Consider the following 8,319-nt stretch of genomic DNA (forward strand, 5'->3'; position numbering starts at 1 on the left):
TTTTTGGCTCTGTGAGATACCACTAGATTGCTCGAACGAATCAAAAGTAGAGTCAAAATGAAAGCTTGCAGCGCCGGTGTTTTGATCGGCAGACATGAGCGCAAATTGCTTGGTTACCCCGCTCAGATAATCTTCTATGTGGGACTTTTTGAGCGCCAGTATCGAGGTGAGCTTGCTTTCTGTAATCGTGGCGATCGTTTGTGTGGATTTTGAACTTGCCAAGTAAATAGCAGTGAGCCCAACGAATAGTAGGCTCGAAATGAGAAGAAGAAGCGTTCCTGAAACTTGTTTGGTTTTAATCTTCATACTGCCTCTTTTGTTTCGCTTATCTGAAAACGCGACGCAGATTCAAAGTTGGGAAGCAAAAGGATAGTAGAGAACGATGGAAATAAAAGTTATTCCGAGGCCTATGTCTTTTCACTAGAAAGACCAATGGGCAAGCGGGTATGACAAAGCCTCTAAAGGTGATTGCGATACGTCTCGGGTGTTATGCCCATCCAGCGCTTGAAAGCGCGACGAAAGTTGGAGCTGTCATGATAGTTAAGTATTGCGGCAATCGCTTCAACGGACATCTTACTATCGCGCAGATAGCTCGTTGCCTGTTGCGACAGTATATGATCTCTCACTTTCCTAAAACTGGCCCCTTCGACTTTCAGTCTCCGTGCAAGCGTACGCTTGCTAATAAACATGGAAGCCGCTGCCGCTTCTTCACTGAGTGTCCCTGGCGGGTGAGAGAGCATCAGCTTTTTTAGTTTGAGCTCGACGCTGTTTTCGCCTGCATGTAATTGCGAGAGCATCGCTTCACATTGCTTAAATGCGAGCAGGTAGTTTTGTTGGTTTGCGGAGATATTTCCTATCCGACAAACTTCAATTGGAATTTTAACCACGGTGTGCGAGTGCCCAAATGCGATCTGCCCAGGAATGCATTCCGCATACCGCTGATGGTAGGGCGGTTCGCGGTGTTTGAATTGCGTAATGGCTGTCTCAAGAGGTTTGCCAATAATATGTTGAGCACAATCAAAAAAGGTTATAGCCGAAGCCTCGGCGAGACATCGTTGCACTTCTTCGCTTACATCTAGGTCAAGATGGTAGTGACATTCAAGCCAGTCTTTACCTGCAATTAACTCGAGACGAACAAAGCTCATTCTTGTCGGAGAAAAGGTCTGAAACGCCTGCATGGCGGTGAGCAGGTTAGGGCTACTATTGACTAAAAAGCCCATTGCGCCATGCGCGCCTGGGGTGAGCATTTTCCCAACGGTTAAGCCAAAAGCTGGGTTCTGTGAGATGCGCAATGCATTTTCTAAGAGCCGAATTTGCTGGTCTGCGGTGAGTAACGTGCTCTCTTCGAGAAACTCCTCAACCGTAATTTGGGTGTTCGTTAGTAATGTAGGTAGATCTTGGGTTAGCAGGCCTAGAGCGCGCGCAATAAGGCGCGAATAGTTTGAAGGGATTGACGCAGCTTCGGGCGAAATATCGTGCTCCATGATGCTTTTTAGCTCCATTCGTATTCAGTCTTTCACAAGAACTTAATGACTAAGTGTCTTTTAATGACCTTTTGATGTCAATAAATGACCTCCTTATGTCTTGATATGACTTCCTGATGTCTTTAAATGACCTCAATCTGCCGAATGTTGAGCATTAAGCTTTTGCACGTTGTCGGGTAAAAACTGAAAGAGGTAAAGATGAGCAGCATTACGATTATCGAGCATGATGGAACCGAACATACCCTTGCTATCGAGGAAGGGGTTTCGTTGATGGAATTAGCGACCAATAACGACATCCCCGGCATCGATGCAGATTGCGGCGGCGCATGCGCCTGCGGCACCTGCCACATCATTGTCGACGATGCATGGTCCGAGAAGGTGGGTGGGCCCGCCGTAGAGGAAAACCAAATGCTTGACCTAACGCCTGAACGCGCAGCGACATCGCGTTTGTCGTGTCAGCTTCAGGTTACCGCTGCAATGGACGGGCTAGTAGTACGGCTGCCGGAGTTTCAAATGTAACCAGCCGCATTTCTGCGAAAGAGAATGCTGTGTGGTTGAACGTGACAATAAGAATAGACTTACGCTAGAGGGCATCAAATGAAGTTACTCGATCCGGTAATAGAGAAGAGCGCAGCGGTGATTCCCATTCCGCTTCAAATCAAAGGAGCGCAAGCATTTCAGCGTCTTAAAGCGACGCTTGGTTTAGCGCGTTCTATTCCTGTTTTTGAAGAGAAGCCTTTGCCCAGTGTTGACGCTTTGGCGATAGAAAATATTGACGTTAGCAACCCTTTTCTTTTCAAACAGAACCGCTGGCAGGAATACTTCAAACGTCTCCGTGATGAGTGCCCCGTGCACTATCAAAAGCAAAGCCCATTTGGCCCTTTCTGGTCTGTGACTAGGTTTGAGGACATCATGTATGTTGATAAACATCACGAGCTGTTCTCTGCTGAGCCGATTATTTCGATAGGCCCCCAGCCTGAGGGACTCGAGATTCAAACCTTCATCGCAATGGATCCGCCCAAGCATGATGTGCAGCGGCAGGCGGTACAGGGTGTTGTTGCACCAAAGAACTTACAGGAAATGGAGCAGCTGATCCGAGAGAGAACGTGTGATGTGCTTGATCACCTTCCTGTCGGTCAAGAGTTTGACTGGGTTGATCGTGTCTCAATTGAATTGACCAGCCGCATGCTTGCAACCTTATTCGACTTTCCCTACGACAAACGACGAAAACTCGCTGAGTGGTCGGATGTGGCATCCGCCTCGCCAGAAACAACGGGCGGTTCGAGCAATACAACCGAGGGCTTCGAGACTGCTGCTGAGATGGCAAAAGAGCTTTCCCTGCTTTGGCGTGAGAAGGCAGCGAAGAAAGCGGCCGGCGAAACGCTGGGTTTTGATCTCATGAGCCTATTGCTGTCGAATGACGACACGAAAGACATGATCGATCGCCCGATGGAGTTTATCGGTAACATGGTTTTGCTAATCGTCGGTGGAAACGACACTACGCGAAACTCGATGACTGGAGGAGTGCTGGCGTTAAACCAGTTCCCCGATGAGTTCGAAAAGCTTAAAGCGAATCCTAGCCTTGTGCCAAACATGGTGTCAGAAACAATCCGTTGGCAGACGCCGCTTGCCTATATGCGTCGTGTCGCAAAGCAAGACACTGAGCTAAACGGCCAGAAAATTAAAGAAGGCGACAAGGTCGTGATGTGGTATGTTTCGGGAAACCGCGACGAGCGCGCGATTGATCGCCCTGATCAGTTCATGGTTGATCGAAAGAATGCGCGGAAGCATTTATCGTTTGGTTTTGGCATTCATCGTTGTATGGGTAATCGCTTGGCAGAGATGCAGCTTAAAATTCTATGGGAGGAGCTGCTGAAGCGCTTTGATAAAATTGAAACCATTGGCGAGCCCACGTATGTCCAGTCTAACTTTGTGAAAGGTTACACGAGCTTGAAAGTGAAACTCACAGAGAGGGCTTAATTCGATTTTTCTGCCGCTCGATTAGCGGGTTAGCATGATGCTAACCCGCTAGTTCTCACTGTGTTCTTTATAGCTCCCAAACCGTGCCATCCCAAAGCATCGAGACTCGTCCGTAGTTTAAAGACTCTTTAGTACTGGAATCGCTCACAAACTCGGCTCTGAAGGCTAAGCCGTTGTGCCAAGTATACTGATAGGATAAATCTAAACGTTCTGGTCTATGCGTATTCGCATCTAACCCTGCGTCGCTTCCCAATATCGTTGATCCCGCTCCTGAAAGTATATTGTTGATTTTGAGAGCACTATAGCGCAGCGCAAGCTGGTGATTCAGATACTGTGCTCCAAGTGACAGGCTGTAGCCTTGCTGCTTCAGTTCGGCATTTGACTGGCGAGTATTATCTTGCAGTAAACCGTCTGAGTTATGGAGCAGTAGCTCGCCTTCCAAGACATAAGTCGTTGTGTCGCTCTGCTTCCATAGTGCTTGTGTTTCTAGCCCGCTGATTTGAGTATCGCCTGAGAAGCGGGTATTCGTAGTCGTGGTAGCGGCGCCATGGGAATGGCCTCCCTCGGTTCGATCATCTTTGCGTTCGTTAGCTTCTGATCGAAAATACCATCCTCCAACGGTGAGTTGTACACGACCTTCAGTATGCTGGTAACGTGCGAAGACATCCCATGCTGGGCCTTCTGCTTGCTTATTTGCGGGAAAGCTGTCGCCCCGCCAGAGCTCGGTGCCAAACGTGCTCAACCCCTTTTCGCCATGCCACGTCATAAATTGGGCGCGCGCGCCGGCATCATTAAAGTGGTCCCCCAAGAATGCCTGATAGGGTAACGAAGCGTCCGTGAAGTTACGGTCACTCGGGTGAAGCGGGTTCTGAAGGCTAAATGCTCCTTTCATTTTTCCGCCCTCTAACTTGATGTGGCCGAGTGTATTGGTCCAGTGATACCCGCCAAAAGCCTGCTCTATTTTGGCTTCCAGGTCATTCTCATGACCATGTGCCGAGACTTCTGTATGCGCAAAAACGCCATCTTGATTTGCCCAAGTGAGCCGAATGTTTGCATCATTAATGGCGAATCCTGCCTCGTTCCCTTTTGCTTCGCCGCCCATCAAAACGCCGGGAATCTGCCATAGATTGTCATCGGCGATGCCTTTGTCTTGAGCGCTTAGATAAATACCGGCTTGCACCTTGGCTTGTGGCATATATAGAAAGTCTCCGTGCGCCAGAGCTGATTCAGGCACAGCGAGAATTAACACTGCGCTATATCGTCCAACACGAAGTAATAATTGAGAAAGTCGCATGATCAATTCCATGGGTTGCTGAATCTTGGGTTGGAAATAAAGCTTTGATCGGTGAGGCTTTGGAGAAAGGCGAGTACATCATCCTTATCTTGATCGCTCATTACAAAGCCATTCACAAAGCTGTCTTTAAACGGGTTTTGTCGGCCGTCTCCAGCATAAGGCCCTTGGCTGATTAGACGTCCTCCCGCTGCGTAAATCTCAAGTACTTCTTCTAGCGAGGCAACGCTACCATCGTGCATATAGGGGGCGGTAAGCGCGATGTTGCGAAGTGACGGTGCCCGAAATTTCCCCATGTCTGTGGGGTCTTGGGTGATCTCAAACAAACCAGTGTTGTCGGCAGGGTAATCGCCGTTACCGCCGATATTGAATAAGCCTGTATTATGAAACGGACGATTAATGAAACTCATCGAGCGATCCATTGTTGAGTCGCTTAAATGGTAGCCTCCATGACAGTGAAAGCACTCTAGCTCCTCGCTAAAAAACAACCTTCTTCCTCTATGAGCAGAATCACTCAGCGCGCTGGCATCGCCTTGCTCAAAACGATCGAAGGGCGAGTTAAATGAGACCATGCCCCGCACGAATGTCGTTAAAGCATTTCGAATGTTATTAAAGTCAATTGGATCGCCGAGATCAGGGTAGGCTGCTGAAAATAGCGCTTGGTAACGCGCGTCATCTCGAATTCTTGTAAGAACGCGTTCTTTGTTGCTATCGGTGATGCCGTGTTCTACAGGTGCTTCGCTAAATAGAGGAATCAAGGCTTGTTGCTCAAGTGTGGTTAAGCTGCTGTTTGCCCATGTTTGCGTCGCGTTATAGGCGGCATTCATTAAACCTTGAGAGTTTCGTGCTAGTTCTTCACCGGTCGATCCGCGAGGCGTGGTTTTCCCATCGCTAAAGCCAAGAGCTTGTTCATGGCACGAAGAACAGGATTGGGATTCATTTCCAGAGAGTCGTGGGTCATAAAATAGATGGCGGCCAAGCTGAAATTTGGTCTCTGTCATAGGGTTGTTTAGCGGCTCAACGGGCAGAGGGTAGCGCGTTGGAAGGTTCCAATTGAACGCGGCGGAATCGGTTGCTAAAGCACTATCTTGATAGGTCGTGCTGCTTTCGCCGCACGCGATCAGCCCCAAAAAAAACGAGGTAAAAAGAGCGGGGCGCGCAATGCAAATCCCGCGAAATAGGTAAGCACTCAACATATTAATTCACACGGAACACGGTTTGCGTGAGGGTTGAATCTGCGTTACCTATGGAGACATCCATGCCTAGGGCTTTGAAGACGTTCGAACATTCTGGATCCGTCGCACCAGACATACAGCCAGGTTTTCCACCTAGGTCTTGGCTAAGATCGATATCTGCAACCAAGGCTGCAAAATCCATAGTGATAACGTCGCCGGCGGGGTCAAAATTGTTGAGCGTGAAGGTAGGGCGATTTGGTCTTGAGCATGTAGTCGGATCGCCTGTTTGAGGGTCGCCAACGCAGTTCGTGCTCCCCAAGTGAAAGTTCCAGACACCGGCACTAAACGCGAGATCACTCGGTCGGGTGATGCCGCCGGCAGGCGCGATATCGAGTCGAGCAAACTTATAGCCGTTTTGCCAGTTCCAATGCAGACTTGCTTGATCAAGTGGGTTTGGAGCCGTTGCTCGATCGAGATGGTTGAGTGAACTCGGCACGCCCAAGGTAAATTGGATCCCAACGAGTTGTGTCGACGAGGATACGGTAACCGTGCCGTTTACTTCCGTATTTGTGTCTTTCGTTGAGCCGCTGCAGCTTGTGTCTCTGTCCATGAAATCAAGCAGGGTAAGATTCTGATGGTTCCAGTCGTTGTCCTTGAGTTGTAGGTTGTAAGACTTGCCTGCTTCGTCTAAAAGACGAACGTCATGAACATAGAACCGAAATTCCTTAACGGTAGCGTTAGTACTTGGGTTGCCGATTCCCGTTAATTGCGTTGTGCAATCGATAGCGACATTGTTTGCCTCGGCGGCAAAGGCGATCGCAACTTCTCGCTCTTCGTTTGCACCAACGTCGCTGGTGTTACTGGATGAACAGGCAGATAAAAGGGCGCAGCTAGCAAGCGCTGCAAGGTAAAGATGTTTCATAGTGCTCTCGTTTAATTTGTTTTTCGAACCCTCGTGGGGTGATTTGTGAACAAACGGGTGAGCACACATTCATGCGTTTTATCCGTGCTTAAGACGGGCTGGAGAAATCCCACGCGAGGTCTATGACGAGCCGGCTTATGCACTTTTGACCCTTACGACGTCGAGCGCATTACCAAGCATCGGCTGCAGAACCAAAGCGTAAAGCCATGATCATTAAGAACGGTAAACAGAAATGTGTGCTTTTAAACGAGCGAAAAGGGTGGCGCGCGAGGAAGCTTAAAATACCGACTCGCTTCGCATAAACGAAGGAAGTATTGCGTATCGATTTGAAGGGATAGTTCTAAATGAACAACCTGATCGGGCGTGAAGGCGTGGGCGAGAACGCCGCCGGAGAACGGGCATTGCTCGGTCTGAGAGTGTGAAGACGGATGTTCTTGGTCTCCAAGGTAAACAAGTTGTGCGACATCGGACGACCCGATACAAAGCATTACCCAGCCGTTGCCGTTAGCCGACGACCCAGCCATCGTTCCGGTTGCGAACATGGCTTGCTGCAACAACATAAACAGCAACCAGTGCGCGACAAAGCGATGCTTAGCGCGAGGTTTCTGTGTTGCGTCGTATAAGGATGGCATGGATGAAAAATTCTTATAGTGTAATAGCCACACAAATAGTAATGTAATTTGTGCGTGATAAAAACGTTTTTGTGTCGCTTTTTTGCGGAACAGATTGGATTAATGGATTCAGGATACTTTGGTGGGGATTATGACGAGAAAACACATCTTTGCTGCGATCGTTTCAATGTACTGTGCTCTTGTGGCTGGCGTTCAGGCAGAGGATTCTTTAGTCACTGAGGCAAGAGAGCACGCCAGATCTTTGGGTATGTCTTTGAAGGGCGCTCTTCAGTCAAGTATGAAGGCGGACGGGCCGGTTGCTGCCATTGAGGTGTGCCATGTCAACGCTCCGGAAATTGCAGCGCAACTAAGCACTAATGGATGGCGCGTCGCCCGCACCGCATTGAAGGTGCGTAATCCGGAAAATACGCCTGATGAGTGGGAAGTCAGCGTTATGCAGGATTTTGCGATGCGCCTAGCAGAGGGGGAGAATCCCATAGCGCTTGAGGCGAGCAAGATAGAAAATGGCGAGTTTCGTTATATGAAAGCGATTCCGACTGCAGCGGTCTGCCTTGTTTGTCATGGTTCTGATATCGCAGCGCCGGTGGCCAAAAAAATTGCTTCTTTGTATCCTCAAGATCAGGCGACGGGTTTTACTGAAGGCGAATTGCGGGGCGCGTTTTCGCTACGTAAAACTGTCGTGGACTAAAAAGATAGATCTTTATTGGAAGACAAGCCGGGACATTGCCGGCTTGTCTTGCTGCTGAAAAACGCTTAAAAACGTGCGATCCAACCAATCATAAAGCCTTGTGTGGCGGTTACGTATTCAAAGGTTCCTCTGTTGCGATAATCGACC

At 49.0% G+C, this 8,319-nt stretch carries 9 protein-coding genes; 3 read left to right on the top strand and 6 right to left on the bottom strand.

Going from position 1 to position 8,319, the window contains the following annotated elements:
- Positions 1-306, bottom strand: a 306-nt coding sequence (locus A3751_RS02610) for a hypothetical protein (protein ID WP_156492218.1), incomplete at its 3' end; no start/stop codon positions are given.
- Between the two features lie 152 nt (positions 307-458).
- Positions 459-1,502 carry an AraC family transcriptional regulator gene (locus A3751_RS02615; RefSeq protein ID WP_231876827.1) on the bottom strand — a complete coding sequence of 348 codons (1,044 nt, stop codon included), beginning with the start codon at positions 1,500-1,502 and terminating at the stop codon, positions 459-461.
- A 180-nt stretch (positions 1,503-1,682) separates the two neighbouring features.
- On the opposite strand from A3751_RS02615, the gene A3751_RS02620 reads away from it, so the two are divergent.
- Complete coding sequence (locus A3751_RS02620) at positions 1,683-2,003, top strand: 2Fe-2S iron-sulfur cluster-binding protein (protein WP_068451759.1); 321 nt, start codon at positions 1,683-1,685, stop codon at positions 2,001-2,003.
- 78 nt (positions 2,004-2,081) lie between these two features.
- Positions 2,082-3,464: a cytochrome P450 gene (locus A3751_RS02625; protein ID WP_068451764.1), complete on the top strand. Its 1,383-nt coding sequence runs from the start codon at positions 2,082-2,084 to the stop codon at positions 3,462-3,464.
- A gap of 67 nt (positions 3,465-3,531) precedes the next feature.
- On the opposite strand, the gene A3751_RS02630 is transcribed toward A3751_RS02625, so the two are convergent.
- The 4 genes from A3751_RS02630 to A3751_RS02645 form a co-directional block, all read right to left on the bottom strand.
- Positions 3,532-4,758 carry a hypothetical protein gene (locus A3751_RS02630; protein ID WP_068465949.1) on the bottom strand — a complete coding sequence of 409 codons (1,227 nt, stop codon included), beginning with the start codon at positions 4,756-4,758 and terminating at the stop codon, positions 3,532-3,534.
- Between the two features lie 2 nt (positions 4,759-4,760).
- Positions 4,761-5,951 (bottom strand): methanobactin export MATE transporter MbnM, encoded by a 1,191-nt coding sequence (locus tag A3751_RS02635; protein ID WP_082863012.1) that lies wholly within the window; start codon positions 5,949-5,951, stop codon positions 4,761-4,763.
- A gap of 1 nt (position 5,952) precedes the next feature.
- Entirely contained in the window at positions 5,953-6,852 is a 900-nt protein-coding gene (locus A3751_RS02640; protein WP_068451770.1) for an MbnP family copper-binding protein, read from the bottom strand.
- A gap of 242 nt (positions 6,853-7,094) precedes the next feature.
- Entirely contained in the window at positions 7,095-7,484 is a 390-nt protein-coding gene (locus A3751_RS02645; protein WP_068451773.1) for a hypothetical protein, read from the bottom strand.
- 130 nt (positions 7,485-7,614) lie between these two features.
- Here A3751_RS02645 and A3751_RS02650 point away from each other — a divergent pair, with 130 nt between their 5' ends.
- The gene (locus tag A3751_RS02650) at positions 7,615-8,172 is read left to right on the top strand and encodes a DUF3365 domain-containing protein (protein WP_068451775.1); all 558 of its coding nucleotides are present in this window, start codon (positions 7,615-7,617) and stop codon (positions 8,170-8,172) included.
- Positions 8,173-8,319 lie beyond the last annotated feature (147 nt).

It is taken from the genome of Oleiphilus sp. HI0080 (assembly GCF_001635135.1).